At 68.5% G+C, this 24998-nt stretch carries 29 protein-coding genes and 1 riboswitch; of the genes, 17 read left to right on the top strand and 12 right to left on the bottom strand.

Annotated elements, in window-relative coordinates; genetic code table 11:
- The first annotated feature begins 84 nt into the window (after positions 1 to 84).
- The gene (locus ACFWY5_RS24020) at positions 85 to 1059 is read left to right on the top strand and encodes an SMP-30/gluconolactonase/LRE family protein (RefSeq protein ID WP_379634435.1); all 975 of its coding nucleotides are present in this window, start codon (positions 85 to 87) and stop codon (positions 1057 to 1059) included.
- Between the two features lie 18 nt (positions 1060 to 1077).
- Here ACFWY5_RS24020 and ACFWY5_RS24015 read toward each other — a convergent pair whose 3' ends face one another.
- Positions 1078 to 1428 (bottom strand): hypothetical protein, encoded by a 351-nt coding sequence (locus ACFWY5_RS24015; protein ID WP_379616285.1) that lies wholly within the window; start codon positions 1426 to 1428, stop codon positions 1078 to 1080.
- Positions 1429 to 1597: 169 nt separating this feature from the next.
- Positions 1598 to 3121, bottom strand: a complete 1524-nt coding sequence (locus ACFWY5_RS24010; protein WP_379634636.1) for a tannase/feruloyl esterase family alpha/beta hydrolase — start codon at positions 3119 to 3121, stop codon at positions 1598 to 1600.
- A gap of 104 nt (positions 3122 to 3225) precedes the next feature.
- Between ACFWY5_RS24010 and ACFWY5_RS24005 the strand changes: the two genes are divergently transcribed.
- The 4 genes from ACFWY5_RS24005 (at position 3226) to ACFWY5_RS23990 (ending at position 7364) form a co-directional block, all read left to right on the top strand.
- Entirely contained in the window at positions 3226 to 3837 is a 612-nt protein-coding gene (locus tag ACFWY5_RS24005) for a TetR/AcrR family transcriptional regulator (protein WP_379616283.1), read from the top strand.
- Between the two features lie 142 nt (positions 3838 to 3979).
- Positions 3980 to 4123: riboswitch (cyclic di-AMP (ydaO/yuaA leader) on the top strand.
- Positions 4124 to 4135: 12 nt separating this feature from the next.
- The gene (locus tag ACFWY5_RS24000) at positions 4136 to 5050 is read left to right on the top strand and encodes a D-alanyl-D-alanine carboxypeptidase family protein (protein ID WP_379634433.1); all 915 of its coding nucleotides are present in this window, start codon (positions 4136 to 4138) and stop codon (positions 5048 to 5050) included.
- A 325-nt stretch (positions 5051 to 5375) separates the two neighbouring features.
- On the top strand, positions 5376 to 5915 hold the full coding sequence (locus ACFWY5_RS23995; protein ID WP_379634431.1) for a TetR/AcrR family transcriptional regulator: 540 nt from the start codon (positions 5376 to 5378) through the stop codon (positions 5913 to 5915).
- Between the two features lie 246 nt (positions 5916 to 6161).
- Positions 6162 to 7364 (top strand): cytochrome P450, encoded by a 1203-nt coding sequence (locus tag ACFWY5_RS23990; protein ID WP_379634429.1) that lies wholly within the window; start codon positions 6162 to 6164, stop codon positions 7362 to 7364.
- Positions 7365 to 7479: 115 nt separating this feature from the next.
- Here the strand turns inward: ACFWY5_RS23990 and ACFWY5_RS23985 are convergent, their stop codons facing one another.
- From ACFWY5_RS23985 to ACFWY5_RS23970, 4 genes are all read right to left on the bottom strand, one after another.
- Entirely contained in the window at positions 7480 to 7905 is a 426-nt protein-coding gene (locus ACFWY5_RS23985; RefSeq protein WP_379634427.1) for a GyrI-like domain-containing protein, read from the bottom strand.
- Between the two features lie 493 nt (positions 7906 to 8398).
- Entirely contained in the window at positions 8399 to 9598 is a 1200-nt protein-coding gene (locus ACFWY5_RS23980; protein ID WP_379634424.1) for a DUF418 domain-containing protein, read from the bottom strand.
- Positions 9595 to 9861 carry a hypothetical protein gene (locus tag ACFWY5_RS23975; protein ID WP_379634423.1) on the bottom strand — a complete coding sequence of 89 codons (267 nt, stop codon included), beginning with the start codon at positions 9859 to 9861 and terminating at the stop codon, positions 9595 to 9597. The genes ACFWY5_RS23980 and ACFWY5_RS23975 overlap by 4 nt, the downstream gene beginning before the upstream one ends.
- Before the next feature lie 110 nt (positions 9862 to 9971).
- Positions 9972 to 10340 carry a DoxX family protein gene (locus ACFWY5_RS23970; RefSeq protein ID WP_379616269.1) on the bottom strand — a complete coding sequence of 123 codons (369 nt, stop codon included), beginning with the start codon at positions 10338 to 10340 and terminating at the stop codon, positions 9972 to 9974.
- A 96-nt stretch (positions 10341 to 10436) separates the two neighbouring features.
- On the opposite strand from ACFWY5_RS23970, the gene ACFWY5_RS23965 reads away from it, so the two are divergent.
- The 6 genes from ACFWY5_RS23965 (at position 10437) to ACFWY5_RS23940 (ending at position 14676) form a co-directional block, all read left to right on the top strand.
- On the top strand, positions 10437 to 11045 hold the full coding sequence (locus tag ACFWY5_RS23965) for a TetR/AcrR family transcriptional regulator (protein WP_379634421.1): 609 nt from the start codon (positions 10437 to 10439) through the stop codon (positions 11043 to 11045).
- Between the two features lie 83 nt (positions 11046 to 11128).
- Complete coding sequence (locus ACFWY5_RS23960; RefSeq protein WP_379634419.1) at positions 11129 to 12781, top strand: FAD-dependent monooxygenase; 1653 nt, start codon at positions 11129 to 11131, stop codon at positions 12779 to 12781.
- Positions 12778 to 13650, top strand: coding sequence for an SAM-dependent methyltransferase (locus ACFWY5_RS23955; RefSeq protein WP_379634418.1), 873 nt, complete (start codon positions 12778 to 12780; stop codon positions 13648 to 13650). The genes ACFWY5_RS23960 and ACFWY5_RS23955 overlap by 4 nt, the downstream gene beginning before the upstream one ends.
- A 195-nt stretch (positions 13651 to 13845) precedes the next feature.
- A complete protein-coding gene (locus ACFWY5_RS23950; protein WP_379634416.1) occupies positions 13846 to 14073 on the top strand; it encodes a hypothetical protein in 228 nt (75 codons plus the stop codon).
- Positions 14070 to 14393 carry a histidine kinase gene (locus ACFWY5_RS23945; RefSeq protein ID WP_379634414.1) on the top strand — a complete coding sequence of 108 codons (324 nt, stop codon included), beginning with the start codon at positions 14070 to 14072 and terminating at the stop codon, positions 14391 to 14393. Before ACFWY5_RS23950 ends, ACFWY5_RS23945 begins: the two co-directional genes overlap by 4 nt.
- Positions 14371 to 14676, top strand: a complete 306-nt coding sequence (locus ACFWY5_RS23940) for a hypothetical protein (RefSeq protein ID WP_379634412.1) — start codon at positions 14371 to 14373, stop codon at positions 14674 to 14676. The genes ACFWY5_RS23945 and ACFWY5_RS23940 overlap by 23 nt, the downstream gene beginning before the upstream one ends.
- A gap of 499 nt (positions 14677 to 15175) precedes the next feature.
- Here ACFWY5_RS23940 and ACFWY5_RS23935 read toward each other — a convergent pair whose 3' ends face one another.
- From ACFWY5_RS23935 to ACFWY5_RS23925, 3 genes are all read right to left on the bottom strand, one after another.
- A complete protein-coding gene (locus tag ACFWY5_RS23935; RefSeq protein WP_379616257.1) occupies positions 15176 to 15994 on the bottom strand; it encodes a methyltransferase domain-containing protein in 819 nt (272 codons plus the stop codon).
- A gap of 453 nt (positions 15995 to 16447) precedes the next feature.
- Positions 16448 to 16858 (bottom strand): MarR family winged helix-turn-helix transcriptional regulator, encoded by a 411-nt coding sequence (locus ACFWY5_RS23930; protein ID WP_379634410.1) that lies wholly within the window; start codon positions 16856 to 16858, stop codon positions 16448 to 16450.
- A 4-nt stretch (positions 16859 to 16862) separates the two neighbouring features.
- Complete coding sequence (locus tag ACFWY5_RS23925) at positions 16863 to 17882, bottom strand: hypothetical protein (protein ID WP_379634408.1); 1020 nt, start codon at positions 17880 to 17882, stop codon at positions 16863 to 16865.
- A gap of 303 nt (positions 17883 to 18185) precedes the next feature.
- On the opposite strand from ACFWY5_RS23925, the gene ACFWY5_RS23920 reads away from it, so the two are divergent.
- The 6 genes from ACFWY5_RS23920 to ACFWY5_RS23895 all read left to right on the top strand — a co-directional run bounded on the left by ACFWY5_RS23920 (position 18186) and on the right by ACFWY5_RS23895 (position 23375).
- Entirely contained in the window at positions 18186 to 19391 is a 1206-nt protein-coding gene (locus ACFWY5_RS23920) for an NAD(P)/FAD-dependent oxidoreductase (RefSeq protein ID WP_379634406.1), read from the top strand.
- Positions 19388 to 20005, top strand: coding sequence for a DUF1365 family protein (locus ACFWY5_RS23915; RefSeq protein WP_379634404.1), 618 nt, complete (start codon positions 19388 to 19390; stop codon positions 20003 to 20005). Before ACFWY5_RS23920 ends, ACFWY5_RS23915 begins: the two co-directional genes overlap by 4 nt.
- Entirely contained in the window at positions 20002 to 21138 is a 1137-nt protein-coding gene (locus ACFWY5_RS23910) for a class I SAM-dependent methyltransferase (protein WP_379634402.1), read from the top strand. The genes ACFWY5_RS23915 and ACFWY5_RS23910 overlap by 4 nt, the downstream gene beginning before the upstream one ends.
- On the top strand, positions 21135 to 22304 hold the full coding sequence (locus tag ACFWY5_RS23905; protein WP_379634400.1) for a class I SAM-dependent methyltransferase: 1170 nt from the start codon (positions 21135 to 21137) through the stop codon (positions 22302 to 22304). The genes ACFWY5_RS23910 and ACFWY5_RS23905 overlap by 4 nt, the downstream gene beginning before the upstream one ends.
- Positions 22301 to 23071 (top strand): DUF1295 domain-containing protein, encoded by a 771-nt coding sequence (locus ACFWY5_RS23900; protein WP_379634398.1) that lies wholly within the window; start codon positions 22301 to 22303, stop codon positions 23069 to 23071. Before ACFWY5_RS23905 ends, ACFWY5_RS23900 begins: the two co-directional genes overlap by 4 nt.
- Before the next feature lie 169 nt (positions 23072 to 23240).
- Entirely contained in the window at positions 23241 to 23375 is a 135-nt protein-coding gene (locus tag ACFWY5_RS23895; RefSeq protein ID WP_379634396.1) for a hypothetical protein, read from the top strand.
- 4 nt (positions 23376 to 23379) lie between these two features.
- On the opposite strand, the gene ACFWY5_RS23890 is transcribed toward ACFWY5_RS23895, so the two are convergent.
- The 3 genes from ACFWY5_RS23890 to ACFWY5_RS23880 form a co-directional block, all read right to left on the bottom strand.
- A complete protein-coding gene (locus tag ACFWY5_RS23890; protein ID WP_379634393.1) occupies positions 23380 to 23790 on the bottom strand; it encodes a VOC family protein in 411 nt (136 codons plus the stop codon).
- 76 nt (positions 23791 to 23866) lie between these two features.
- A complete protein-coding gene (locus ACFWY5_RS23885; RefSeq protein ID WP_379634391.1) occupies positions 23867 to 24112 on the bottom strand; it encodes a hypothetical protein in 246 nt (81 codons plus the stop codon).
- Positions 24094 to 24678, bottom strand: coding sequence for a hypothetical protein (locus tag ACFWY5_RS23880; RefSeq protein WP_379634389.1), 585 nt, complete (start codon positions 24676 to 24678; stop codon positions 24094 to 24096). The genes ACFWY5_RS23885 and ACFWY5_RS23880 overlap by 19 nt, the downstream gene beginning before the upstream one ends.
- Positions 24679 to 24998: the final 320 nt, after the last annotated feature.

Genomic DNA, 24998 nt, shown 5'->3' with positions numbered 1-24998 from the left:
ATGATGAGAACATTGACTCTCATTAGAGCTCTAATTATGATTAGAGCTCTAATTTAAGGTAGATCTCTAGTAAGGAGATGGCCTGTGAGAGCCACCAGCATCGTGTTCGCCGCGGTGGCGGTCGCCTTCCTGGGTTCCGCGGCGCCCGCGGAAGCCCTCGCGCCGAAGGTACGCATCGCCGCGGCCTACGAGTTGCCCGGCCGGTCCGTCTATCCGGAGGGCATCACCGCCGACCCCCGCACGGGACACCTCTACGCCGGGTCCTTCGCGGACGGGACGATCTTCCAGATGACGCCCGGGCGACGGGTGGCGCGAACGTTCATACCCGCCGGCGCCGACGGCCGCCGTACCGCCAACGGCCTGGAGGTCGACCGGTTCGGCCGGCTGTGGGTCATCGACTCGACCTCCGGGGTGATGGTCTACGACACGCGGAGCCGCGCGCTACTGGCCCGCTTCGAGGTGTCCGGCACGGGCGGCAGGTTCGTCAACGATCTGGCGATAACCCGGGACGGCACGGCCTATCTCACCGACAGCGTGCGTGCCGTCGTCTACCGCGTCACCCGCGAGCAGGTGGACGACGCGGGGGAGCGGCCATCGGCTCTGCGGCCGCACTTCGACCTGAGCGGGGTCCTCGACCCGCACGCGCCGAACGCCTACACGCTCAACGGCATCGCCGCGGACCCCGCAGGCCGATACCTGCTGACCGCCGACATGACCGGTGGCGACCTCTACCGGCTCGACCCTGAAACGGGTGCCATCCGCAGGGTCTCGTTGAAAGGCGCCGACATGACGCACGCCGACGGCCTGGAGTTGCGGTCGGGCACGCTCTGGGTCGTGCACAACGTCAGCAACGCCATCAGCAGATGGCGGCTGCGGGAGGACGGCACGCAGGCGCGGATGGAGCGCCGGGTGGCCGATGCCGCCCTTCAACTTCCCACGACTCTGGTACGGCTGCGCGGCAGCCTCCACGTGGTCCGATCCCAGTTCGACAAGGGCGGCCCACTCGGACCTGGCGTGCCACAACGCCCCTTCACCATCGCCTCGGTTCACGGTCTCTGACGGAACCTGTGGTTGCACTCAGCGGGAGAACACCACTGAACGCAGCTTCAACCTCTCCGAGCCCCTGCCCGTGTACGGCCGCAGGGTGAAGTAGTCACCCTCGCAACCGGGCTCGGTGAATACCGTGGCGGCGGCGTCGGTCCGGTTGCGTGGCGAATGCGCGGGCTCGCTCGCGCCGGGATCGGCGACCTCGGGCAGGGTGATGCACTCGCCGCCCCGCGGATCGTCGAGCACCGCCCTCTGCGGTGTCCCGTCCAAGCCGACGAAGGTGTACTGGAACTGTCCGGTGGCGGCGCCGGCAGGACCGGCGGTGATGGTTGAGAGGGCGAGTACTCCGGCGAGGGCAACAGCGCTCTGGCGCAGACGCACGACAGACGACCTTTCGGAAGGCGGGCACATGATGGGCTGAACACCAGCCCTTTCATCACTGAACGCTCTCACGTCGACACCGTCCGTGTAAATGACCTTGAAGGGAAGGTGGTGGGTTGTGCCCTCGCGCTGGAGTGCGCACCTGCGAGCCGCAGGCGATGCCGCTCGACTACACGGAGGCCCGTGGCGGGGATCCGCAGGTGAAGTTCGCGGCGTCCTCGATGCTGCCCGAGCCCTTGTAGCGCGCGACGGCAGGGTGCGGGCACAGGGGCCGGCTGCGGCCGCTCGTCGGGTTGGTCGCGATGATGGAGGTGGGCGCCGTGCCCCGGTTGATCCACTGTTCCATCGCCGTGAGCGCGTCGAACGTGTTCGGTCCTGGCCCGCCCGCGCAATGCCCCATCCCCGGCGCCATGAACAGGCGGAAGAAGCCGGCGGTACGCGCCGCACCCATCTCGGCGACGACCTCCTTGTGGTAGGCGACCGGGGCCGCACCGCTCAGGGCGGGGTCGGACCAGCCGTGCACCATGAGCAGCTTGCCGCCCCGGGCCTCGTAGGCCGTGAGGTCGGGGTCGGTCGCGTCGAGCAGCGCGCGTATCCGCTCGACGGCCCGCCGATCTTTGGCGAGGTCGAACCTGGTGAGGTCATAGCTCGGATCGCTGAACAGGAAGTACCGCAGGAACTCGTTGGTGAACGTGTACGACAACGGTGCGGCCAGGCTGAAAGGGAAGACGAGCTTGCCGTCGGGTCCCATCTGAGGGGCCGCCGAGCCGGTGATGTAGGAACGCCACATCTCCTCGTGTCCGGCGGGATGTCCCCGGAGCGGCCCGGGTCCGCGATAGATGGTCCGTGCGGCGGCGGCCTGGGCCCGGGTCAGCTTGCCGGGGCCGACGAGCCGGCCGGGGTTGACGGCCGCCTTGCGCGGATCGGCGACCAGGCCGTCGGTCAGCCCGTCCCGGGCATCGCCCCGCTTCAGCGATTCCGCCGAGAGGATCGGCAGCGTCTCGGGCGACAGCCAGGACCCGGATGTGGCCAGTTGTGCCTGTGCCTGCGAGATCCAGCGCAGGAACGTGTCGCCCGCGGCGAACGCCGGGCCTTCGGCGATCACCCCGTCATAGTCCGCGGGGTAGCGCTGGACCTCCATGAGGCCTTGCCGTCCCCCGTTGGAGCACCCGTTGAAGATGGCTTTGCGCGTGTCGCGCCCGTAGTGGATCGCGGTGATCGCCTTGGCCGCGACCGTGCTGACGTGGACGCCCCGGTAGGCGTAGTCGATCTGCTTGGGCCGGTTGCCGAGCGCCCACCTGCCGTCGAGTTCGGGGTGGCCTAACGGGCTCGCGCCTTGATGTCCGGTGTCCGTGGCGGCCGAGGCGTAGCCGCGTCTCAGTCCCTCGTCGAACGGAACGATGTGCCCGGCGAGCCCGCCCACACCCTGGAAGTAGAAGTCCGAGTTCCACGCGGTCGGCAGGCCCAAGCGGAAGTTCACCTGGTTGCTGGGCACCGTCGCGTCACCTGGCGTGGTGACATAGGCGTCGACCAGGCAGTGCTCCGGTACCGATGTCGTCGCGGTCACCGTCCTGGCTCGCGTGATCGTCGTGTCGGTCACGGTCGCGTTCGTCAGGGCCGCGCATCGGTCGGCGTCCGCCCGTACGGGATCGCTGACCGCGACGAGCGCGGCGGCCAGCGGCAGGCACGACATGATGCTCACTTGGGTTCGGCTGGGTCGGCGCATTCCGCCTCCACACACAGAGGGTACTATCTTCGAGTACCTGGTACCCTAGACAGTACCCTGAAAGTGCAGGCATGACCGGATATCCTCGACCGCCCGTCGCCCTCTCGCTCGGGCGTTCCTTCACCAGCCGGCAGGAGAACGTGCTCGCCGAGCTGGAGGAGATCTTCCTTCGGGAGGGCTTTCGCCGGCTGACGATTCAGGAGCTCGCCGCCCGGCTGCACTGCTCGCGGCGTACCCTCTACGAGCTGGCGCCCAGCAAGGACGAACTCGTCGCGCTCGTCGTCGACCGGCTTCTGCAGCGCGTCGGCCGGCAGGCGATGGCCCAGGCGAGGGCGATGGACGAGCCGCTCGGGCGAGTTCACGCCTACATGTCCGCGGCGAGCACGGCGCTGACCCGCGCGGCTCGGGCGTTCTCGGTCGATGTCGCCGGGCAGCCGGGAATCCGCCGGCTGTTCGAGGAGCACTACCGGTTCGCCACGTCCATCGCCGCCGCGCTCATCCAGGAGGGCATAGACAGCGGTGCGTTCCGCGAAACGGACGCGCGCCTCGTGGCGGAGGTGATCTACGCCGCCCTGGACCGGCTGCAGGATCCCGAGGTGCTCGAGCATCTCGGCCGGACGAACGCGGAGGCGTTCCAGGAGCTGTTCGACCTGATCGTGCTTGGTCTGTCCCGCCCGTCGTGAGTCCTCCAACAGCAGCCGGAAATGTACTGTTTGCACGATATGTGCTTTTTGGTAGGGTCTCGGGCATTGCGTGACGGGCCCTAGACGGGTTCGTTGCCGTTTCATTGCCCGGACCGTGCGTCTCCTGGGGAACCCGCAGGACGACGTCCGGCCGCCGAATCCGTTTCCACGGAGCCGGGGACCCAATCTTCATCGGGGTGAATCGGACGCTCGCTCAGCCGCGACCGTAGGGCACTTCCCAGCCCGAACCCGTCAGCTAACCCGGTAGGCGGCATGGAAGCAAGGAGCAAAGTCCTTCATGCCCACCGATCTCAAGAACCGGCTGAACCGCGCGCTGCTCGGCCTCGCCGCCACCGCCGTTGCCATGACCGCCTGCGCCACCGCCGCGCAGGCCATCCCTCCGGTCGGGCCCGACGACTCGCCGGAGTCCCGCTCCCACGTTCAAGACGTCGCGGCGCACGCCCCCACGGTGCTCGGCCGTGCGGCTCACGTGATCGACACCAAGACCGGCAAGGTCTACTTCAGCAAGAAGGCCGATCTTCGGATGCCCGTGGCCAGCCTCACCAAGGTGATGACCGCCTACACCGTGCTGAAGGAGGCCAAGCCGGGTGACGTCGTCAAGGTCACCTCTGGGGATGTTCGCTACGCCTCGAAGGGCGGTGCCTCGGTGGCCGGCCTGCGCGCCGGAGACCGGCTGACCGTGGAGAACCTGCTGTACGCCCTGATGCTGCCTTCCGGCGCGGACGCCGCCCACACGCTCGCCCGCGTGTACGGTCCGGGCGTCGACGCGTTCACCGCGAAGATGAACCTCACTGCTCGCGAGCTCGGTATGCGGGACACGCGCTACGTCAACGCCGACGGGATGCCCACCAACGGAGGCGGCTACTCCACCGCACGCGACCAGGCGCGGCTGGCCCAGGCCGCGCTGGGCGTCCAGGCGCTCAAGAAGGTCGCCTCCAGCCGGTATCGCTCGGTGGCCGCGACGGCGGAGCACCGCGCCTACTCCTGGCGGAACACGAATCGGCTTCTCGGCAAGCCGGGCGCCGTCGGTCTGAAGACCGGCTACACCCGGGCCGCCGGGTACACGCTCTCCTTCGCCGCGGACCGTGAAGGCCGGCAACTGGCCGGCGTCATTCTCGGGGAGACCAGCTCCACCCGCCGCTTCCAGACCGCTCAGAGGCTGCTCGACTGGGCGGTCGGCGGACAACCCTGACCAGGCCCGTCAACACGGTCGGCTCCGACGGCATTGCCGTACACGCCGCGCTGAGCGTCGCCGCCGACGGGCCCTCGTGAACTTCCGGAGCTCGCGCCCCGGCACGGACCCCAGCGATGAGTTACTATACCTTCTGGATGGTATAGTTTCCTCATTCGAGGCGAGCTGCCTTCCCGCCGGGTGTGCCACGCAGAATGGCGAAGGGACGTTCATGTTCACCAACCCGATTCCCCCAGTCCCATGAGAGACATGGGTGCTCAGAGCACGCGCACGGCGACTCGGGCATGTCCCCATAACTGTGCCTTCTGGACGGTAGAGTTACGGGGTGCGACCAAGCCAGCGGAACCAGATCCTGAACGCCGCGATCCGCGTGGCGGAACGCGACGGCATCACCGGCCTGACGCTGGAGTCGGCGGCCGAGGAGGCGGGCGTCACCAAGGGCGGGCTGATGTACCACTTCCGGACGCGGCACGAGCTACTGCTGGCGATCCAGAAGCAACTGACCGACGCCTGGGAGACGTGGCTCGCCACCGAGCTGGGCAAACCGCCGGCGGAGGCGTCGGTGCGAGAGGTCGTGGCGGCCTATGTGCGGGTGGGCGCGGACAGCCAGTCGGGCAAGGCGGACCTGGCGTTCATGCTCGAGTCGGCCTCCGTTCCCGACCTCGCCACGGTGTGGAACGAGCTCATCCGCCGCTGGGCCCCGCTGCCCACCTCGGCCGAACCCCACGACATCGACCTGCTCCTGGCTCGGCTGGCCGTCGACGGGCTGTGGCTGCAACAGGCCATGAGCGGCACCCCTTTGCCCACACCGGTCGCGAAAGCCCTGCGGAACCGGCTGAACGCACTGGTCGAACCGGAGAACTGATCCCACTGCTCGCATGAGCCGTACCGGCCGGGGTCAGCCACACACCCCGGAAGGACCGCATGAGGGCGACCATGCCCTTCACCGAGCCTCCTGCTGGCCACCATGGACATGCCCAGGGACGTCCAGGGACCTCGCCGCGGCCGATCGTCGGCGCCGACAAGGTGGCCCGCATCACCCCCCTCCCCCTGCGATGAACGCCGGCTGTCCCCGAACATGCTCAGCCAAATAGTTAGCCAGGAGGTCCTTATGACGAACAGCGCTGTGCCGGTTGAGCGTGGGTGCCCGTTCGCCCCGCCGGCCGCCTACGAACGGCTGCGCGAACAAGGCCCGATCAGCAAGGTCCGCCTGACCAGCGGCGGCGAGGCGTGGTGGGTGGCCGGTCAGGAGGCGGCCCGTGCCGTTCTCGCCGACCCCCGCTTCTCCGCCGATCGGCGTACCGACGGCTACCCGCTCTACGCCCTCGACGCGGCGACCCTGCAAATGGTGCGCATCCAGCCGCCGGTGATGCTCGGCATGGACGGCGCAGAACACTCCGCGGCCCGCCGCCCGGTGATCAGCGAGTTCACCGCGAAACGACTGGCCGCGCTGCGCCCGCACATCCAGGACATCGTCGACCACTTCATCGACAACATGCTCACCGCCGACCGGCACCCGATCGACCTGGTCCAGGCGCTGTCCCTGCCGGTGCCCTCCCTGGTGATCTGCGAACTGCTCGGCGTCCCCTACACCGACCATGACTTCTTCCAGAACCGCACCGCCGCGATGGTGAGCGCGACCGCGCTGGAAGACCGCCCGCAAGCCTTCGCCGACCTGCGTGCCTACTTCGACGACCTGGTCACCCGCAAAGAGTCCGAACCCGGCGACGACCTGCTCAGCCGGCAGATCGCCCGGCAACGCCAGGAAGGCGGCGCCGTCGACCACACGAGCCTGGTCAGCCTGGCCTTCCTGCTGCTGACCGCCGGACACGAGACCACCGCGAACATGATCTCGCTCGGCGTGCTCGCGCTGCTCACCCATCCGGAGCAACTAGCCCTGATCACCGCCGATCCGGACAAGACACCCACAGCCGTGGAGGAACTGCTGCGCTATTTCAGCATCGTCGACGGGGTCACTGCCCGGGTGGCCACCGAGGACGTGCGGATCGGCGGAGTGAGCATCAAGGCCGGCGAGGGCGTCGTCGTCTCGACCCTGTCTGCCGGATGGGACCCGGTGGCGTTCAAGGACCCGGCCAAACTGGACATCGAGCGCGGCGCCCGCCACCACCTCGCCTTCGGATTCGGTCCCCACCAGTGTCTCGGCCAGAACCTGGCCCGGATGGAACTGCAGATCGTCTTCGACTCGCTGTTCCGCCGCATCCCCACGCTGCGGCTGGCCGTACCGACAGAGGAGATTGCCTTCAAGACCGACGCCGTCGTCTACGGTGTCCACGAACTCCCGGTCACCTGGTAGCAGGACATAACCCTGAGGGCATGGCGCGTGTCCTTTGGGTCCAGGAGTATCTGAGCCCCGCTCCGCAGCAAGACCTCACTCCCGTGCCAGAGGACATCAAGATCAGGAGCGTTGATCAGGTCACGTGTTGCGCCACGGGGTTGACCGGACAGCGGACCTGCCCATACGGGCGGTGCTGACCCTTTGGAGGGCGTGCCACCGGCTGCCTGAGCATCGTCTTGGGCTCAGGGTCGGTGAAATCGGTCAGGTAGATCTCGTGGTGCAGGCCGTTGCGCACCAGACCGTGCTCGTCCATGTAGGCGTCCATCACGTCGAGTGACGCCTTCTCTTCGCTGTAGGGCCCTTCGTGGAGCAGTTCCACGCACTCGCCCTCGGCGAAGGTGACAACCTGGACGCGGTCGACGGCTGCGCCGGATGCGCGTGCCTGCTCACGGGCCGCTTCGGCCACCCCCGGCTTGGGTACGTCGGGCAGCGGCAGCAGCAGATGCCACCGCCACTGATCGCGCGGCACCTCCAGTGGCGGCCGAGAGGTGTCCTCCACCCACCAACGGGCCCTCCAGCGGGCCTGCGGGGCCGCCCATGACGGAGGCCACGGCGTACAGGGCGCCGATGGCCGAGACGTGCTCGGCGCCGCCGGGCTCGCCCATGCCGGTGACGTTGAGGCAGGTGACGGGGTCGCGGTGGACCAATTGCGGTGTCATGGCTCCTCCAAAGGAATCATCAGTCGGACGGGGTGGTTGCCGGGTCGGACACCTGCACCTCGCGGATCGAACTCGCCGACAAGAGAGCGACGCTCAGCGCGCCAGGACAGCAGCGCCCGCGCGCTGACGGTGAGACCCGATCGGCAACAGCTCCTCGTCCATGCCCCCAGCGTGGGGCCTCCCCATGTGGGAGAGTCCAGCCGTCCGCGGGCGGCGTACTGCTCGGTCACCGGGAGGTTTCGGGTTTCCCGGGCGCCGAGCACAAGCTGGATCGCCTGTTCTGTCAGGCTGTAGATGACCTTCTGTTGTACGAGAGCTCCGGTGATACGGAGATCATGTTCGGGGGGCGGTGAGCCGGCGCAGTACGATCTCGGCTGGCCCTGGGAGCTTGCGCCGCTCCAGGGCCCACGCTCCCGCTGCCGTGATCAGCCATACGCCTACGGCGTAGCCGGCCATGGCGGCACTGTGCAGGTGGGCACCGAGGCCGAGCCCCCATGCGGCGAGCACGGGAGCGCAGAGGAGCGACTGGGCGAGATAGGCGGACAGCGATCGCTTCCCAACAGCGGTGACGACTGTGGCGACCAGCCCAGGACTCCGCCCGGTGATCCGGTGCCCGAGCAAGCCGAAGAGCGCCGCGTACCCGAGCCCGGCGGGAAGTCCTGTGGTCATCTGGGTGACCTCGAAGACGAACATCGACCCGTGCGGGACCGTCAGCCATCCCATGACCGCCGCGGCGTGGGGGAGTCCGCCCAGCAAGCCCGTTGCCACGCCGATGACCGCGACCCGCCGGAGCAACGGAAGGTGCCGGGCCGGCTCTTCCAGAATCCGTAGCCGGGCGGCCCAGAAGCCGAGCACGATGGAGATGGGCAGGGCCAGAGCGAAGAGTCCCTGGCCGAGGGTGACGACCGGCCAGAAGGCAAGACGGTCCGCGACTGCGGCGAACGGGTCGCTCTGACCGGCTGGGGCGGCGCCGAGGGGCAGGTACGTGATGATCTCAGGCGCCACGGGTGCCGCGTATGCCGCCGCGATTGCGGCGACGGTCGCCAGTACCAGCAGCGCGGCGCCGATCACCGCCCAGGTCAGAAGCGTGCGGTTTGCGCGGTGGAGGAAGAGCCTGGCGAGAAGGATGCCTGCCAGGCCGTATGCGCCCAGGATGTCGCCCTGCCACAACAACGCGGCATGGACGAACCCGAACACCAGGAGCCACAAGCCGCGGCGTCGCAACTGTGCCAGCACGCTCAGCCGATCCTGCCCGGCCGCCTGCTGACGGGTCAGGAGCTGCACCATGCCGTACCCGAAAAGGAAGGCGAACATCGGGTAGACGCGGAAATCCACCGCGACGATGCTCGCCACCTGGACACCCCGATCCAGCGTCGAGCCGCCCGGCGGATGGATGGTGCTGGGGCGTAGTTGCCTGCCCCACAGGTACCAGGGGGTGTTGGCGATGGCGATGAGCAGGAGCATGGCTCCTCTGGCGAGGTCGGGAGCCGGCACCCGCGCGAATGGCCGGACCGGCAGGCTGGTGGGCGTCAACGGCCTTCTCTTACATCGTCTAGGGGGAGATCGAACCTGCCGATGGCGAGTTCGGTCAGGGACGCGACCTGGTTCACCAGGCGTTCGATGTGCCGGACGCCGGGTGGTAGTGCGGGCAGGTCGCGGACGGGCAGTGCGGCGGCGCCCGAGGTGACGGTCACGGCGAACCCGTCGCCGCCGAACCGGAGCCTCGCAGGCGCGGAAAGCGCCTCCTTGCCTGCGGCGACTAGGGCGCGCACCTTGATGCTTTCGCGTCTGTCCATCGCACCTCATTTTGTAGTCCGACTACAAGAATGTTTTTGTAGTGCCGCTACAGTCAAGTGGATGGGAGAAGGATCACAGCGGGCACAGGCGCTGTCACCGCGCTCTTCGCTCATGAAGTCGTGAGCAACAAGGCCATGGTTGTTGTGGTGACCACGGCCAGTACCACGGGCGCCACGGCGTGGGAGCGGTGGCGCCGGTGCGCGAAGTCGCGGGCGCGGAGGTGGAATCCCACGGCGCCGATCAACAGCAGCGTGAGACCGGCCGCAGCCGCGACGGCGAGCGGCTTGAACCAGAGGCCGGCGGCGAGCCCGAGCGCGCCGGCGATTTCCAGGGTGCCGATCGATCGGGTCATCGTCGGGCCGACCCCTAGTCTCACCAGGTTGGCTGTCACCGAAGGCTGGAGCCGGACCTTTTGTGCACCGGCAAGCAGGAAGACGAGAGCGACCAGCGCGCTCAAGGTGTTGGCGGCAAACGACATGGCACAACCCTTCATGGCAAAGAAAGCGAACGTTCCTTCTCTATTCTTGGAAGAGCGAGTTTGTCAAGGGCGAACGTTCGTTCTACGTTGGATCCCATGGCACGCATGCCCAAGGAGCACCTCGAAGCCCGCCGCCGCCAGATCCTGGACGCCGCCCGGCACTGCTTCATCCGCAACGGCTTCCACGCCACGTCCATGCAGGACGTGCTGACCGAGGCCGAGTTGTCGGCCGGGGCCGTCTATCGCTATTTCAAGAGCAAGGATGACATCATCGCGGCGACCGCGGCCGAGGCGCTGGCCGAGGTCGCCTCGGCGTTCGAGGCGGACGACGGCGCGCGGCCGCCGGATCTGGACAACATCGTCGATCTGGTGCTGGGGGTCGAGCGCCCGCCGCTGTCCGGATCGCAGGAGTCGGCCCAGCTGCTGGTTCAGGTCTGGTCGGAGGCGCTGCGATCGCCGTCGCTGGGCACGAAGTTGAAGGAGGTCATGGCGGAGGCCCGCGGTGTGGTCGGCGGCCTCGTGGCGCGGCATCAGCAGGGCGGGCTGCTTCCCGCTGACGTCCCTGCCGAGCACGTGGCCGATGTGCTGATGGCTCTGGTCGACGGGTTCCTGGTACGCCGCGCGGTGTACGGCTACGCGGATTCGGTGGCCTTCAGGAACGGCATGCGAGCCCTGATGTCGGCGCCCGCGCAAGCCGTTCAATAGAGAACGAACATTCGCTCTTGACGGTCGCAGCACAATCGTGCTCTTCTAAAAAGAACGATCATTCGTTCTAAGAGGGTGGGTTTGTGACCACGAAAGCGGACGTTCTCATCGTCGGCGCGGGGCCGACCGGCCTGGTGCTGGCCATCGACCTGGCACGGCGGGGAGTGATCCCACGGATCATCGACGCCGGGCGGGCGGACCACCGGGAGAGCCGGGCGGTGTCGATCGTGGCCAGATCGCTGGAGATGCTGGACGATCTCGGGCTGGCCCAGGCCGCCATCGAACGAGGCGTTCCCCTGCACACGCTGAACTTCTACCAGGGCACGACGGCTCTGGCCGAGATGGACGTGACAGCCGTCGACTCCCCGTTCCCGCTGGACCTGTGCATCCCGCAGTGGCAGACGGTCGCGCTGCTGCGCGAGCGCGCGCAGGAGCTAGGAGTCACCGTCGAATGGGGCACCCGCCTGGTCGGGCTGCGGGCCGGCGAAAAGTGCGTCGGCGTGGAACTCACCCACGAGGACGGACGCGGCGAACGGTGCGAAACCGGGTGGCTGATCGGCGCCGACGGGGCCCACAGCACCGTGCGCGAGACGGCGGGAATCACCCGGCAGACGGCCGACCTGAAGCGGGGGTTCATCCTGGGCGACGTCGCCGTGGACTGGCCGCTCACGCGCGACCGCTTCCATGTCTACTTCGACAAGTCCGGCCTCGTGGCCGTCTTCCCCATGATCGGGGGCTACTGGCGCATCCTGGCCAGCACGCCGGACGACCGGCCGCCACCAACTCCAGGACTGGACGACTTCGCCGCCTATGTCGCCGAACGCACACCCCTGGACCCCCGCGTACACGATCTGCAGTGGAGTTCGTCGTTCGTGGCCCGCGAAAGCCTGGCCGACCGGCTTCGCCAGGGCCGGATCCTCCTGGCCGGCGACGCCGCGCACAGCCACAGCCCGGTGGGCGGTCAGGGCATGAACACGGGCATGCAGGACGCCTACAACCTGGGCTGGAAACTCGCGCTCGTCGTCGCCGGGCGCGCCGAGGAGTCCCTTCTGGACAGCTATCAGGCCGAACGCCGGCCCGTGATCAAGGCCGTGGTCGAGGCGACCTCGACCACCACGAAGATCGCCACCGGCAGCACGCTGGTCGCCCGCAGGGCCAGGCGGCACGCGCTGCGCCTGTTCGGCCGGCTCAATCCCGTGCAGCAACGGCTGTCGAACGCCTTCGGCGAACACCTCGTCCACTACCGCGACAGCCCCCTCGTCTTCGAACGCTGGCACGAATCACCAGCCAGAGCGTGGAGCGACGTCGCCGGCACCGGACCCGAAGCCGGCGAGCTGGTACGGGACGCCTACGTCGAGAACCATGAGGGACCGGTGGCGCTCCGCCACATCCTGCGGACGCCGGGCCACCACCTCATCTTGTTCGCGGCCGACGAGACGGACTCCGCCACCCTGGCCGCCTGGCAGGCCCCCGCACGCGAGGTGATGGACGGGCACGGCGAGGTCCATGTCATCACCCGCGGCCACCTGCCGCACGACCCCCTGGACGGAGTCTTCGCCGACCTGCGCAGCGAGGCGCACAACCGTTACGGCGTGCGCCGCCCCAGCCTGTACCTGATCCGCCCGGACAAGTACGTCGGCTTCCGCGGCGACAACGTCGACCTCACACCCGTGAACGACTACTTCCGTGCCCTGGGCGCCGCCTGCCGACAAGACGAGGAGCTGGACACCCCGTGACACAAGAACCGACCGCCCCTAAAAGCCTGGCCGGAATCGGCGCGACCGCCTTGGGCGTGGCACTCCTGCGCGCCCAGGAAAGCAGCCGACCGGACCGGCTGTTCGACGACCCCTACGCGCGGCACTTCCTCCAGGCCGTCGATCCGGCGTTCACCCCTTGGGCCGCCGGGCCTTCTCCGGCGACCGCACGTTTCCTGCAGATCATGGCCGAGCAGGTCGCCATTCGCACCCAGTTCCTCGATCGCGCGCTACTGGATGCCGCCGGACGAGGATGCGAGCAGGTGGTCCTGCTGGCGTGCGGCATGGATACCCGCGCGTTCCGGCTCACCTGGCCGCCCGGCACCAAGGTCTTCGAGCTGGACTTCGCCGACGTACTCGCATTCAAGGCAGCCGTACTCGACGGCCGCGGCGCCACCGCCGCGTGCCATCGCGTCGAGGTCGCCACCGACCTGCGCCAGGATTGGCCGCGCGCGCTGACGGAGTCCGGCTTCGATCCGGGGCGGCCGGCCGCCTGGCTGGCCGAGGGCATCCTGTACGCGCTCCCGCCCGAAGCCGCCGACCTGCTCCTCGACCAGATCACCACCCTCTCCGCCCCGGCAAGCATGCTCGCCCTGGACCACATGAAGGACTCCGAACTGCTCCGCGGCGCCCGCGCGAACATCTCCGCCGAGCTCGTCGACCTGTGGCGCGGCGGCCCCACCGAGAACCTCAATGCCTGGCTTACCCGCCGCGGCTGGCAACCCACCGTGACCGACATCGCCGAGGCCGCGGCGGCCTGCGAACGCCCGATTCCACCCGCGTTCGATCCCGCCCGCGCCGACGCCGGCCGCGGCTGGCTGGCCACGGCACACCTCCCGAAACGTCGCTGAAGAGGACCTCGACAGGCCAGCCATCGAGACCGAGTCCGACCCTTGCCTCAACACCAACCGCCGCGTTCGGGATCATGTCGGTGACGGCCGGGGAGGCGATGCTGGTGGTGGCGTTCTGCGGGCCGTTCCCGCTGGGCCCGTCCTTCGCGGTCGTGGCGCTTCGACCCGGGGGCCGCCGCGGCGGCCCCGCGGCTGGTGGCCGTCCTGGGCGGGGTCGTCGGTGTGTTGTTCGGGCTGGTCGTCGTGGCCGCCAGTGCGGTGCTCGGCGCGGAGCTGGCGGGTGGGGCCGTCCTGCCCATGGTGCTCGCCAGCCTGGTGGTGGCCCCGCTGAAGCGGCGTGCCTTGGTGCTGCGCATAGATCCGGTCAGAGCCATGCCGCGCGCCTCGCTGGCCAGAGTGTGGACAAGAGCAGGCCCGGGGTGAGGGCCCAGGACATCCTGCGTCTCGAACGCGATCTGCACGACGGCGTCCAGGGACGGCTGCTCGCGCTCGCCCTCGACCTGCGGATGGCGCAGCGGGACCTGGGCGACCCTGAGGCGCAACTAGTCCTCACCGATGCGGCAGCCGGGCTGTCGGCTGCGATCGACGAGCTACGCGCGCTGGCCAAGGGCAACACGCCCGAAGTGCTGAGCAGGCACGGCCTGCGGGCGGCGCTGGCCGAGCTGACCGGCCGCATGCCGGTGCCCGTCACGCTCAACGTGCCCGCCATAGGTCGAGACCGTGGCGTACCTGGTGGTCTGTGAGGCGGTCACCAACGCGCTCAAGCACGCCGACGCCGACACCATCCGGACACGCTTGCTCAAACGCTCCCTCGCAGCCGACGCGGCCATCACCGCTCTCAACGGATTGCTTCCGTGGTGGCCGGGCGAGCTCGTCGGCGACCTTGACATGCTCGACTGCTTGGGCCGTGATGGCGGTGGTGACCGTCAACGGCGTGCTGGTCGTGGGCAGGTTGGCCGCTGTCTGGGCGGGGACGCTGGAGCCGACGCCGTTCTGCAGGCCATAGGTCTGCGTCGGGGCATTTGACCCGCCACCCTCAAGTCGGACGGCTCGCCAGACTTTCGGGCCGTATTCGGTGACATCACGCACGCAGACTCGTGGTGCCGGCGACCGCAACGTGAGCCCGGACGGGCGCTCCTTCGCGCTGGCCCATCCGGGCGGGCGGATCGCGTTGTGGCGGGTGGGACCAGGGGTCGCCTCTGATGACGTACGGTCCGCCGATTCGGTGCACGATCTCTGGTTCGCCGCGGAGTCGGTGCTGCGCGTGGTGGGGGGCGATCTGTCCGCTCCTTGACACCGCCGCCGACCTCACCACCTATGCCACGAGCACAGGCGCCACTCCGAACAAGATGATTTTCTGCAAGCTCTGAGCCTGGCTCGCGCATCAGCCTGGCCGAACAGCCCTTGCCACACCGCGTGGGGGACGCGGTCGGTAGTCATCCGGGCCAGGTCTGCCTTCCTGCCTGGCACGTCCCGTCCGTCGAGCTCGATTGAGCTTGTGCAGGCTTCGGAAGGGCTTGCGTCTTTAGGTCAATGTGTATACGCGGGTGGTGCCGAAAATGCCGTCGGGTGATCGCCACCGGGGGATGGTTGTGCGGACGTGGTGGAATCTGCCGGTCGCCAGAAGGTAGGGCTCCTCAACGGGGTTGAAGTAGATCAGGGTGATGGGGCGTGGGTGCCTGTCGGCGGAGGCGATCAGTTGTTTCATGACGGAGGCGAAGATCTCGCCTGTGAACGGGTTGTTGAGGAATACCACGCTGACGTCGTCGGGGATGGCGTAGTCCAGGACGTCCGAGTGCACCAGTTCGATCTCATGAGCCTGCAGCGTGAGGGTGGTCGTGTCCAGGTTGGTGCGAGCGATGTCGGTGAGGTCGGGTGAGAGCTCGACGCCGATCACCCGCTTGAAGGCGTATCGGCTGGCGGCCTCCAGAACCATTCTGCCTTTGCCTGAGCCCAGGTCGAGGAAAACGTCGCGCTCATCGATGTCTCGGATGGGCAGGGCTCGGCGCAGGGTGCCCCAGTGGGCGGGGGAATAGTAGACGCGTTCAGGATGCTCAAGCCCGAAATCGCCAAGGTCGACGAACTCGGTGGTGCTGACACCAAAGCGCCAGTCGTACAGCATCCGTGCCAGCCAGCGACGCCATCCGCGCAGCCGTACCAGGAAGCCACCGCTCATCATCATGGCCTCTTCGGCGACGACGGCGCTTTCGTAGGCCGTGAGCGGTGCGCTCGTCGCGAGAAGCCCGAGCAGCAGCGGCGCCCCCAGCGTCACGGGGGGCCGGCGAACGCAGGACAGTCTGTCGCGCATCGCCGACGGGCTGAACGGATTGTCGACCAAAGTCATGGCACGCCTCCTGAGATCACGGTCGGCGCAGCGACGGATGCTGAGCCGGGACACACTCTCGTACCGTTGATCGCAGTCCAGGGCGGGCGAGTTTCACCTTGCCCGCCAACCTCGCCAACTTGCAATGAAACCTCCACCGCCCTCCCCGGCCACTGCCCTCAAGCTTCCAAAGCCTGGGTGCCCTATTTCTCGTCGCCACCGTGCGCACTCGCCCTCTGCCCAGATGGATCGTCCGATCCTGCACAGTGGCTGTGTGTGGCCCCTAGTACGTGTGCAGCAGGTGGTCGGTGCCAGAGATGGCGGGGGGCTGGTGGCGCCGTGTTCGTCTTCGCGGTTGTGCAGGTCAATGAGCCAGTGCAGCACCAGCGGCCGCACGGCGATGTAGGCGTCCAGCGTGCCAGCCTCCAGGTTGTGGCAAGTCACCAGAGGTGAATGCGGACCGGTGCTGTCTGCTCAGGCGATGGCGATTAGTTTGATCAACTGCCGTCTGAACTGCTCGTAGTCGTCTACGGCGCCGAGCAGCTGATCCGAGGTGCGTTCGGCCTCGTGGGCGAGTGCCAGGGTCGCGGTGCCTGCCTCGGTGATGGTTACCGAGACGCGCCGCCGGTCGCGCTGGTCTGCCTGCTTGGCGACGTAGCCGGTGCGCCGCAGGTGCTCGATCGTCCGGCTCATCGTCTGGTCGGTCACGCGGCACAGCCCCGCCAGTTCACGCTGGGTGAGCGGCCCTTCGGCCAGGTGATGCAGGGCGATCAGGCCGGCGTGCGTCAGTCCGTGGGCGGCGAGGAACTCATGGAAGCGCCCCTCCACCAGGCGTGCGGCCACCGACAGCAGCCGGCCGGTGGGCCAGGAGTCGATGTCGGCCACCCGCTCATTGTCCCACCTCGCGATCGTGAACCGGCTCAGGGGATCGCAGCCTCTTCGCGATCGACACTCCGAGCCAGATCATCCCGGCGAGCACGGCCACTACGAGGTATTCGATCGCTGGGATCCGGCCCACGGCCAGCACGCCGGACAGGTCGTGGCGCAAGCCGTACACCAGGAGGGAGCCGAAGGCGTAGGCCAGCCCCAGCGACCAGCGCAGCCCGCGCGTCAGACCCACGCCGTGCATCTGGGTGATGACGAAGACGCCGAGGAAACCGAACAGGAACATCGGCCATGCCCCGTCCGGTCCGCTGGTCATGACGGCGACGAGTGTGCCGTGGACGGCGACGGCCAGTTCCAGGGTGAGGGTCCACCACCGGTTGGTGTGGGCGCGGGTGAGGAACAGGCTGCCCTGAAGGAGCAACAGGAACATGTAGAAGAAGCCGATCAGATGGCCGCTGGTGGCCTCCATGGGGTGGTACCAGAAGGTGTAGACGGCTGCCCAGCTGAACAGGTAGCCGTGGTAGCGGCGAGCGAACCGCACCACCTGGGCGCCGATCGGGGCCGGTTTGCCGAAGAACATGCCGCGTCGGTGGTTCTCCATGAGCAGGACGACCACCAGCAGCAAGATCACCGATCCCTGGGAACTGAAGATGGACACGTCCTGGGCCAGGCCGTCGTAGAACAGTTGCGTCTGGGCCATGTGCAGGGCGATGAAGGCGGCGTTGACGCCGAGTGCCACCACGTTCACTGGATGCAGGCCGCGCGTGTAGCGGCGCACCCTGGTTTGCGCGTAGTAGATGAGGGCCCACAGGGCGAGCTGGTGGGCCGCGTAGGGGAGCCACGCCGACAGCCGGGTCCACAGGGTCGGCTCGGGCAGCTTCCAGTAGTACCAGGACACACCCTGGTCGGGCAGGAGCGTGACGCCGTGCAGGCGCTGGCCGAGCAGCCAGACCAGGGCGGTGATGACCGCGCCGGCCAGCACGCCGACGGCGAGAATCCGGCCCACACCCCAATTGTTCAGCATGCTGAGTATTATGCGGATGCTCAGCCTGCTGAACAAATTCCTCCTGGAAGGCAACCGCGGGCCTGTTGGCTCCGAATAGGCGTATGTGAAGGCCTTTGTCGTGCCGTTCGACCAGGACCTGCGCGTCCGCTCACGCAGGGTGGGGCTGCTCGGCCCCGGAGCAGGAAACGCGGATGTCAGCAGAGATCGGGGTCCGCCCGCGCCCGCATTCCCGGACGGGCCGATGTTGGGGCCGCCTTCGTCCCCCCAGCCGGCCATCCCAGGTCAACGTCCGCCCTCGCACTGACTTCTGAGGAAGTGATCATGGAACGACGCAGGATCGCGGTGATCGGCAGCGGCATCGCCGGTCTCACTGCGGCCTACGTGCTGCAACGCGAGCACGACGTGACCCTGTTCGAAGCCGACGAGCGGCTCGGCGGCCACGCCCATACCCACGACGTGCCGACCGGCGCCGTGGACAGCGGCTTCATCGTGCACAACCGCCGGACCTATCCGCTGCTGACGCGGCTGCTCAGCGAGCTCGGCGTGCAGACTCGCGAATCGGAGATGAGCCTGTCCGTTACGTGCGCCGGGTGCGGACTGGAGTACGCGGGCGGCAAGGGGTTGACAGGTTTGCTCGCCCAGCGCCGCCTCCGGCTGCCGTACTTGCGCATGCTGAGCGAAGTGCCGCGTTTCCACCGTGCGGCGCGCCGGGAGCTGGCGGCGAGAAACGAGCGAACGGTCGCCGCGTTCGCCGCAGGCTTTTCTCCCTACTTCGACGCGCACTACCTGACGCCGCTCATCTCGGCGGTCTGGTCGTGTGCACCGGCCACGGCCCGGCACTATCCCGCCCGCTACTTGTTCGCCTTCCTCCGTAACCACGGCATGCTGTCGGTGGGCGGCTCTCCGCGCTGGCGCACCGTTGCCGGTGGTTCGCGCACTTATGTCGAGCACATTGCCAAGCAGTTGTCGGCCGTGCGGACGAACTGCCTGGTGCGTGGGCTGCGCCGTTCGGGCGAGGGCGTGGAATTGGTCGCCGACGGCAGGCACACCTTCGCGGCCGCGGTCGTGGCCACCCATCCCGACCAGGCGCTGCGCCTGCTGGCCGAGCCGACGCCCGCCGAGCGCGAGGTGCTCGGCGCCTTCACCTACTCGCGCAATGAAGCCGTCCTGCACACCGACACCACGGTCCTTCCCACGACCGTGAACGCCCGGGCTTCCTGGAACCTGCGCATGGACTGCCGATCCGGCGCTACGCCAGGCGTGCGGGTGAGTTATGACATGAACCGCCTGCAGGGCCAGCCGTACCTGGTCAGCCTGGGTGAACCCATCGCCGAACACCACCAGATCGCGCGCATGGTCTATGAACACCCCGCCTACACCCCCGAGTCGGTCGCCGCGCAGCGGCGGCTGCCCTCGCTCAACGACGCTCGGATCGCCTTCGCCGGCGCGTATCACGGCTGGGGCTTCCACGAGGACGGCTGCCGCTCCGGGCTGCTGGCCGCTCAGGCGCTGGGCGGTGACTGGTGATCCTCTACGAGTGCGTGATCACTCACGCCAGGGCCGAGCCGGTGCGCAACACCTTCCGCTACCGCAGCGTGTTGTGCCTGGCGGACGCTGATGATCGGCCGCGCAGGTCGCCGGTCGCGCCGCCCGCGGGCCGCGGTGACCTCGACGCGTTCCTGGCCGGCCACGAGCTGGCCGCCGACCGGGTGCTGACCCTGGCCCACCACCGGCTGCTGGGCTGGGCCTTCGACCCCTTGCGGGTGCATTGGTGCTTTTTCGGCGGACGGCTCGCGGCCACGGTCGCCGAGGTGCGCAACACCGACGGCGGGTGCCACCGCTACCTTCTGCGGCCCGGCGCACGCGAGGTCGCCAAGGACTTTCGTGTCTCGCCTTTCAACGGGGTGGACGGCTTCTACCGCATCGATCTGCCGATCCCCGATGAGCGGCTCTGTTTGACGGTCACACTGCACCGGCAGGGCAGGCCGCCTTTCGCAGCCAGTGTGCGCGGACGCAGGGTGGCGGCCATGAAGGCGCGGCACATCCTGGCCCCGGTCTTCACCAGCGTTCGCATCCGCCGCCAGGGGATCGGCCTGTATCTGCGTGGGCTCACGATCCAGCCACCAGGAGTGAACCGATGACCGCCTGGTTGCGCGCTCAAGTGGCCCGGCAGCTTTTTCTGCACGTCGCCCGCCGCATGGGCCCCGCCCTGGCCGGATTTCGACTCCATCGGCCCGACGAGTTCTTCCGCCGGGTGGGCGCTGATGGGCTGATCGGGTTCGGCGAGTCCTACACGGCAGGAGACTGGGACGCCGCCGACCTCGTCGGCGTACTGACCGCGCTGGCCGGCGAGGTCGACACGCTCGTGCCGCCGTCTCTGCAGCGGCTGCGGCGGCTGGCCCTGCCGAGGGTTCCGCTGGCCGTGCGCGGCACCCCGGACGGGGCGCGCCGCAACATCGCGCGGCACTACGACCTGTCCAACGAGCTGTTCGCCGCCTTCCTCGATGAGAGCATGACCTACTCCGCGGCCTGGTTCGCCGACCCGGCCGCCGCGACGTGGGCCGACCTGGCGCCCGCGCAGCACCGCAAGATCGATCGGCTGCTGACGCAGGCAAGGGTCGGGCCGGGCACACGCCTGCTGGAGATCGGCAGCGGTTGGGGCGAACTGGCCATCCGCGCCGCCCGGCGGGGCGCCGAGGTGGTCTCGATCACCCTGTCGAAGGAGCAGGCGCAACTGGCCCGCGAACGAGCGAGCGCCACCCGATTCCCGGGAAAGCTGGACTTCCGGCTGTGCGACTACCGCGAAATCGACGGCAGGTACGACGCGATCGTCAGCGCCGAGATGATCGAAGCCGTCGGCGCCCGGCATTGGCCGGAGTACTTCGCGGTGCTCCAACGGCGCCTGGCCCCGGGCGGCCGGATCGCGCTGCAGGCCATCACGATGCCGCACGACCGTATGCTGGCCACCCTCGGCACCCACACCTGGGTGCAGAAGCACATCTTCCCCGGCGGCATGCTGCCCTCCATCCCCGCGATCGAGAGCCTGCTCGGGCCGTTGCACATCGTGGAGCGGCTGTCGCTGCGCGAGCACTACGCCCACACCCTGAGGCTGTGGCGCGAGCGGTACACGCGGCAGCGCGACCTCATCACCAAGTTCGGCTTCGATGAGACCTTCCACCGCATGTGGGGGTTCTATCTCGCCTATTCCGAAGCCGGATTCCGCTCCGGCTACCTCGACGTCTGGCAGCTCACCATGGAAAGGGGACATCCTTGACGACGATCGCGGCCCGGGCGGGACACTCCATCGACGCGCTCTTCGGCGGAAAGCCGCCGGTGACGATCCGGTTCTGGGACGGCAGCACGCACGGCGACGGCCCGGCGCTCGAATTGCGCAGCCCCCTCGCCGCCCGGTATCTGCTGTGGGTTCCGGGCGAGCTCGGCCTGGCCAGGGCCTACATCAGCGGCCACCTCCGCTTTCACGGTGACCTCACCCAGACCCTGCGCCAGGTACGCGCCGCTCCCGCCTTCCGCCCCCGCCCGCGCGACCTGCTGGCGCTGATCCGGTTGCCTGGCGTGCTCGGCCCCCGGCCCGCTGCCCCGGCCGCGGAGGCACGGTTGCGCGGCCGGTCGCACACTCGCGGGCGCGACCGCGCCGCCATCGCCCACCACTACGACCTGTCCAACGCGTTCTACCAGCTCATCCTGGATGATTCGATGGCCTACTCGTGCGCCGTCTTCGAACCCGGCGACGATCTGGAGCGGGCGCAACGCCGTAAGCTCGACCGCGTCTGCGACGACCTGAACCTGCGGCCCGGTATGCGTATCCTCGACGTCGGCTGCGGCTGGGGATCACTGGCCCTGCACGCGGCGCGCGAGCGCGGGGTGGCGGTCGTCGGCGTCACGCTCTCGGCTGCCCAGCGGAAGTTCGCCCTCGACCGGGCCGCCGGACTACCGGTGGACATCAGGGCGCAGGACTACCGCGACCTCGCCGACGGCCCCTACGACGCGATCTGCTCCATCGAGATGGGCGAGCACGTCGGCCAGGCAGGCTATCCGGGCTACGCGGCCGCGCTGTACCGGCTGCTGCGTCCCGGCGGCAGGGCGCTCATCCAGCAGATGTCGCGCGAGCACCGGCCCGGCGGCGGGCCGTTCATCGAACGCTACATCGCCCCCGACATGCACATGAGACCACTGACGCAGACCACGACGATGCTGGCGGCAGCCGGGTTCGCGGTGGAGAGCACCCGCTCGCTCGGCCACCACTACGTGCGGACCATCCAAGCCTGGCAAGACCGCCTCCAGGCGAACCTGCGGGAGGCAAGGGCGCTGATCGGCGCCGAACGCACCCGCGTGTGGCAGCTGTACCTGGCCGGCGGCATGCTCGCCTTCGAGCAGGGCCGCATGGACGTCCATCAGATCGTGCTCAGGAGAGGCCGATGAGCGTATTCCTGTCCTGTTCGGCCTTGGTGGCTCTCCTCATGGTCATCACCTTTGAAGTGGCGATCAAGGCGGGCAAGCACGCCGTGATCGATGTGGCCTGGGGCCTCGGCTTCGCCGTCATCGCGCTGGCGGCTTTCGTGCAGGGTGGTGGTGACCCGCTGCGCCGTGTCCTGCTGCTCGTTCTGACCTGCCTGTGGGGGCTGCGGCTGGCCCTGCACCTCGGCCGGCGGGTCGCCGGCAGCGGCGAAGATCCCCGCTATGAGGCGCTCCTGGCCAAGGCCCCGGGCAGCCGCAACGCCTACGCCTTCCGGATGATCTACGTGACGCAAGGCCTGATCATGTTGTTCGTCTCGCTGCCCGTCCAGGTCGGCATGACCACGACCGGGCCCGTCGGCTGGCTGGGGTGGGCGGGCGTGGCGCTGTGGCTGGTCGGGTTCGTCTTCGAAACCGTGGGCGACTGGCAACTGGCCCGCTTCCGCGCCGACCCCACGAGCAAGCAACGCGTGCTGGACACCGGCCTGTGGCGTTACACACGCCACCCCAACTACTTCGGCGACGCCGTCATCTGGTGGGGACTCTTCCTCATCGCCGCCGAACGCTGGCCCGGCGTCCTGACCCTCCTGTCTCCGCTCGTCATGACCTACTTCCTGCTCGCCAAGACCGGCAAGCCCCTGCTGGAGCGGCGGCTGTCGGCCACCCGGCCGGGGTACGCCGACTACGTCCGCCGCACCAGCGGCTTCATCCCCCTGCCGCCCAAGCGCGGATGATCGAGGAACTCTCCGCTCCCTGTCGGAGAGCAACTCGCGGGAGCCTGCCCTACACGCAGGTGGGAAGACGCAAGCGGGGTTTTCACGCGCGGCAACCCACCTCATGGGGTACGGGCGCGATGCCGGCGCCGGCCATATCACGGTCGCCGCGATCCCAGGGGATGCTGACATGGTCATCGTCGTGACGGGCGGTACCCGCGGCATCGGCCGCGGGCTCACCGAGCAGTTCACCAGCACGCTGGGCGTGGGTTTCGCCGCCGGCGGTGCTGCTCTGATTGGCACCATGACGCTTCTGTCCGGATGAGTGCCTAAGCGCTTGGGGCCGCACCAGCTAACGCGGGACCAGCAGAATACGGTTCCGTCCGCCACGCCATGGCGTCGTCCTGTTCAACCCAGCCAGCCGACATCCCACAGTCCTCATTGAGCACACGGTCCAACGCCGTGTAGGCGAGAATACGAAGATCCTCGAGGTCGCGTACGAAGCCGAAGCTGTGGTGGAAGGAATTGCACCGCAGGAACCACATGATCTCGCGGTCGCCGATGCGCATCGTGTCCGACAGCCGGAACCCGAGGTGCTCGACATACCAGCGGACGGTCTTTTCCGGGGTGGGCGTGTTCATCAGCACGTGCGAGAGCCGTACCGGAATGGACTCGCGCTCTTCGATCCTGCGGTGCGCGCGGACCGCGACGACCCGCCCCTCGTTGTCGAAGAACCGCACGCCATAGCCGCCGCCCGGTGTGTCCGGTACGCGGGTTCGTGGACGAGCCGCACTCCTTGACCGATCAGCCGCTCGGTCAGGTGTCCACGTCGGCAGGGCTCGCGGAGCCGAACGCGATGAGGTCCGTGCGCTTCTGGTCGTCCTCGCGCAGACGGACGACATGCAGCTCCGGTGAGCCCTCGGCGGCGAGAAAGGAGACCCCCGAGTCATTGGCCGTCTCCGTCAGCCCCCACGTCTCCCGGTAGAACGTGCGTTGATCGGCGAAGTTCGGCATCGCGATGTCGACGTGCCGCAGGTGTGCGATCAGCCCGGTGGCGGACATGTCAGTTCCTTTCCGTGGATGGTGGGCCGAGCCGGTCGGCGATGGCAGGATGGGGCCGGTTCCCATGTGCTCGCCGGGAAAGAGCCGGGCGTTCTTCGGGTCACCGTGCTCAAGGGCGAGGTGGATGTCCGCGGCGGCGTTCTGCTGGTCGTCCTTTCCGTTGACCGTGCGACCTGGGGGCGGATCTCGGCGACCCGGCCGGTGAGCGGCGCCAGCAGTTCTCCCACCCGCGGGGCGAGGCCGGCCTCAGGAAGCACGTCGGGCCGTACCCCGTTCTCGGTGAGGAAGCCGTAGGCCTGGCCCGCGGAGATCGGCACCACTCCCGCCTGGTGGACGGGACCGGCGAAGGTGTGGATGCCGGTGGCCCAGCCGGGACGCGGCACGAGGGCCCGCCAGACCATCTGGCCGTGATAGCGAATCGGGGTAGGACGGCCGATGAGGTCACGGACGGCGGAACGGATGCCGTCGGCGCCCACGAGCAGGTCGACGGTACGCGCCGTCGCGTCGGTCAGTTCCGCGACCACCTGACCGCCGCCCTGGTCCAGGCGGGAAACGCTGAGCGCCATGGCGGATCCGCGCGCCGAGCCGGAGCGCCTCGGTGCGCAGGATCCGGTGCAGTTCTGAGCGCGCGATCCCGGCCGATCAGGCGCGGGAGCTCGATCGGGTTCGCGACCCCGTCCGCGTCGACGTTGGTGATGACCCGCATGCCGTATCCGGTGGCGAGGCACTGATCGGCCAGCCCGAGACCGTCGAGCGCGCGAAGCGACGGGCCCGGAGTCCAGGATGACCTCATGCTCGTTGAATCTCTTGCGGCGGGCGTATGACGGCGGCGTCCACGGCCCGGCGAGCGGAGGCGCGCGTTGCAGGCCAGCTATGCGAACGGATC

It is taken from the genome of Nonomuraea sp. NPDC059007, assembly GCF_042740555.1.
GTDB lineage: Bacteria > Actinomycetota > Actinomycetes > Streptosporangiales > Streptosporangiaceae > Nonomuraea.
Note: the sequence above shows the minus strand (reverse complement) of the source record. Positions and strands in the feature narration are given on the sequence as shown.

What these genes read in the sequence shown, in the direction of transcription:
- ACFWY5_RS24010 (WP_379634636.1), bottom strand. Translation starts at nt 3,121, where the DNA reads ATGTCGTGCCTGCCGCTGGCCGCCGCGCTCGTCGCGGTCAGCGATCCC.
- ACFWY5_RS24005 (WP_379616283.1), top strand. Translation starts at nt 3,226, where the DNA reads ATGACCGGATATCCTCGACCGCCCGTCGCCCTCTCGCTCGGGCGTTCC.
- ACFWY5_RS24000 (WP_379634433.1), top strand. Translation starts at nt 4,136, where the DNA reads ATGCCCACCGATCTCAAGAACCGGCTGAACCGCGCGCTGCTCGGCCTC.
- ACFWY5_RS23990 (WP_379634429.1), top strand. Translation starts at nt 6,162, where the DNA reads ATGACGAACAGCGCTGTGCCGGTTGAGCGTGGGTGCCCGTTCGCCCCG.
- ACFWY5_RS23975 (WP_379634423.1), bottom strand. Translation starts at nt 9,861, where the DNA reads ATGGACAGACGCGAAAGCATCAAGGTGCGCGCCCTAGTCGCCGCAGGC.
- ACFWY5_RS23970 (WP_379616269.1), bottom strand. Translation starts at nt 10,340, where the DNA reads ATGTCGTTTGCCGCCAACACCTTGAGCGCGCTGGTCGCTCTCGTCTTC.
- ACFWY5_RS23965 (WP_379634421.1), top strand. Translation starts at nt 10,437, where the DNA reads ATGGCACGCATGCCCAAGGAGCACCTCGAAGCCCGCCGCCGCCAGATC.
- ACFWY5_RS23935 (WP_379616257.1), bottom strand. Translation starts at nt 15,994, where the DNA reads ATGACTTTGGTCGACAATCCGTTCAGCCCGTCGGCGATGCGCGACAGA.
- ACFWY5_RS23925 (WP_379634408.1), bottom strand. Translation starts at nt 17,882, where the DNA reads ATGCTGAACAATTGGGGTGTGGGCCGGATTCTCGCCGTCGGCGTGCTG.
- ACFWY5_RS23920 (WP_379634406.1), top strand. Translation starts at nt 18,186, where the DNA reads ATGGAACGACGCAGGATCGCGGTGATCGGCAGCGGCATCGCCGGTCTC.
- ACFWY5_RS23910 (WP_379634402.1), top strand. Translation starts at nt 20,002, where the DNA reads ATGACCGCCTGGTTGCGCGCTCAAGTGGCCCGGCAGCTTTTTCTGCAC.
- ACFWY5_RS23900 (WP_379634398.1), top strand. Translation starts at nt 22,301, where the DNA reads ATGAGCGTATTCCTGTCCTGTTCGGCCTTGGTGGCTCTCCTCATGGTC.
- ACFWY5_RS23895 (WP_379634396.1), top strand. Translation starts at nt 23,241, where the DNA reads ATGGTCATCGTCGTGACGGGCGGTACCCGCGGCATCGGCCGCGGGCTC.
- ACFWY5_RS23885 (WP_379634391.1), bottom strand. Translation starts at nt 24,112, where the DNA reads ATGTCCGCCACCGGGCTGATCGCACACCTGCGGCACGTCGACATCGCG.
- ACFWY5_RS23880 (WP_379634389.1), bottom strand. Translation starts at nt 24,678, where the DNA reads ATGGCGCTCAGCGTTTCCCGCCTGGACCAGGGCGGCGGTCAGGTGGTC.